Annotated in this window: 2 protein-coding genes; both read right to left on the minus strand. The window is 65.6% G+C overall.

Translation table 11 applies throughout. The features are described from left to right. A partial coding sequence (locus tag ACIRA7_RS16310; protein WP_396221889.1) for an alpha-D-glucose phosphate-specific phosphoglucomutase occupies positions 1–1,030 on the minus strand: 1,030 nt, incomplete at its 3' end. A 36-nt stretch (positions 1,031–1,066) separates the two neighbouring features. After that, positions 1,067–3,004: xanthine dehydrogenase family protein molybdopterin-binding subunit (locus ACIRA7_RS16315; protein WP_396221890.1), on the minus strand; the 1,938-nt coding region annotated here is incomplete at its 5' end.

The following is a 3,004-nucleotide window of genomic DNA, read 5'->3' on the forward strand; positions in this document are numbered from 1 at the left end:
CGGTGGGTGTCTCGAAGCAGGGAATGCCCAGCGACGCCGCCACGGCATCGACCGCCGCACTGGTGGGCATCGAGCGCGCCACGCCACGCAGGCCACGCGCGTAGCCGGGTACGATCGTGGCGTTGGCTGCCAGCACGGCGAGTGAGTCCGAGGGCGTCACGAAGAAGCGCTGCCCCAGAATCATGTTGCGGTCGCCATCGCCATCCGACGCCGCACCGAAATCGGGGGCGTTCTCGCCGAAGAGTTCTTCAACCAGGTCGTGCGCGTAGGTGAGATTGGGGTCGGGATGTCCGCCGCCGAAGTCGGGGAGCGGCACGCGATTGATCACCGTGCCCGACCGCGCGCCGAGGCGACGTTCGAGAATCTCCACGGCATACGGCCCCGTGATCGCATGCATGGCGTCGAAGCGCATCCGGAACCCGCTGGCGAAGAGCCCACTGATCGCGTCGAAGTCGAACAGCGATTCCATCAGTGCCGCGTACGCCGCCACGGGATCGACGATATCGAGTTGCAACGGGCCGATCTGATGCGTGCCGAGATCGTCGAGGTTGAAGTGCTGCAAGTCGGCGATCTGGTAGTGCCGCATCACGCGGGCGCGCTCGGCTACCTCGTTCGTGAACGACTCCGGCGCCGGGCCACCATTACCGGTGTTGTACTTGATGCCGAAATCGCCGTCGGGGCCGCCGGGATTGTGGCTGGCCGACAGAATGATGCCGCCGTGCGCGCCGGAACGAATGAGGTGCGAGGCCGCCGGCGTGGAGAGCAGCCCCGCGCGCCCCACGATCACGTGGCGGATGCCGTTACCGGCCGCCATGCGGATGATCGTCTCGGTCGCTTCGCGATTGTGGTACCGCCCATCGCCGCCGACCACCAGCGTGGCGTCGGGCGGGAGCGCGGCCACCTCGAGGAGCGCCTGCACGAAATTCTCGAGATAATGCGTCTGCTGGAAGACGGTGGTGCGCTTCCGTAAACCGGACGTCCCCGGTCGCTGGTCGGCGAACGGGGACGTGGTGATCGAATGAACCGTCATCGAATCCTTTGGAATCAGGAGATGCTTACAGAACGATCAGCTCCACTTGAGATCGACTTTCGTGAGCGGAATCTGACGCACGCGCTTGCCCGTGGCGGCGTAGATCGCGTTGATCATCGCGGGCACCACCGGCGGCAAGGCCGGCTCGCCGATACCAGTGGGCGAGAACGCCGTCTTCACGAAATGCACTTCGATGGGCGGCGCCTGACGGATGCGCAACAACGGATAGCTGTTGAAGTTCGTCTGGTCCACCTTGCCGGCGGTGAAGGTGATCTCCTGACCGTAGGCCTGGCTCATGCCGTCCATGGCGGCGCCCTGCACCTGCTGCTCGGCGTGGTTCGGATTGACGATCTCGCTGCCGACGTCACCCACCGCCCACACCTTGTCCACCTTCACGTCACCAGCCTTACTCACGGTGACCTGCACGACTTCAGCGAAGTAGCCGCGGTGACTGAAGTAGAACGCGCAGCCCATGCCCGTTCCCTTCGGCAGCGTGGTCTTGCCCCACCCCGACACCTCGCGCGCCTTCTCGAGAATGCCGATTACGCGCTGCGCATCCATGAGCCCGGCCTGCTGCTGCGGGGTGAGCGGCGTAGTGGGCGCGATCTCCGCCTTGAGCGTGTCGATGCGGAACTGCAGCGGATCCTTGCCGGCGGCCACCGCGCACTCGTCGATGAAGCCCTGAAAGGCGAACGATAGTGCGTTCGAGCGCGGCGCGCGCAGGGCTCCCGTGGGCACGCCCAGCGGCATCACCGACACGTCCATCTTGAGGTTCGGAACGAAGCGTGCCGGATACTCCGTGGGGCCGATGTCGGCGCTCGGCGCAAACTTCTCGCCTTCGCCGAACGTGGCACAATGATTCCGGAACGCCACCAACTTGCCGCTGGCATCGAGCCCGCCGGTGAACTGGTGGAATCCGCCCGGGCGGAACATGTCATGCTGCAGGTCGTCTTCACGCGTCCAGAGCAGCTTGACCGGTACCTTGGCTTCGCGGGCGATCCACGCCGCTTCCACTAACGGATCATTGTACAGGCGACGACCGAATCCGCCGCCGGCACGCACCATGTGCATCGTGATCTGGTCTTCCTTGAGGCCGAGCGTATTGGCGACGAGCGCCCGTCCACCCTGCGGCGTTTGCGACGTGGTCCACAGCTCGCACTTGTCGGCCGTGACATGCGCCGTGCAATTCTGCGGCTCCAGCGTGGCGTGCGAGATGAACGGGTAGCTGTACTCCGCCTTCACCACTTTGGCCGCGCCCTTGATGGCCGCGTCGAAATCCCCATCGTGGCGGATCGTGCGCTGCGGTGCGCTGGTGAAGAACTCGGCGGCCTTGGCGGCAAAGCCGGCGCTGGACTGCTGCGACGTGGGGTGGGCGGCCCACTCGACCACGAGTTTCTTTCGCGCTTGCTGCACCATCCACCAGTTCTTGCCGACGATGGCGACGCCGGGCATGAGCCCCTGCAAATTCGCGGTGCCTTCCACCACGAACGCGTGCGTGACGCCCGGCATCGCCTTGACGACCTCGAGGTTCGCATTTGCCACCTTGGCGGCGAACACGGGGCTCTTCACGAACGTGGCGTAGTGCATGTTGGGCACCGTGACATCGATGCCGAACATCGGCTTGCCCATCAGGATGTCGCGCAGACCCACCGTCTTCTTACGCGTACCGATGATCGTGAAGTTCTTCGGATCCTTGAGCGGTACGGTGGCGAGATCGGGCGGCGTGACCGACACGGCGGCGCTGGCCAGCGAGCCGTAGGTGGCCGATCGCTTCGACGCCCGGTGATGCACCACGCCCTTCTCGGTGACCAGTTCGGTGGCGGGCACGTTCCACTGCGTCGCGGCGGCCGACACCAACATGGCACGCGCGGCCGCACCGACGCGGCGCTGCGGCAACCAGTTGGTGGGCGTGGCGGTGCTGCCACCAGCCGTCTGTGCCTGATACTTGGTGGGGTCGAAGTCGGCCTGCTCCAC

It is taken from the genome of Gemmatimonas sp. (assembly GCF_044376735.1).
GTDB lineage: Bacteria > Gemmatimonadota > Gemmatimonadetes > Gemmatimonadales > Gemmatimonadaceae > Gemmatimonas.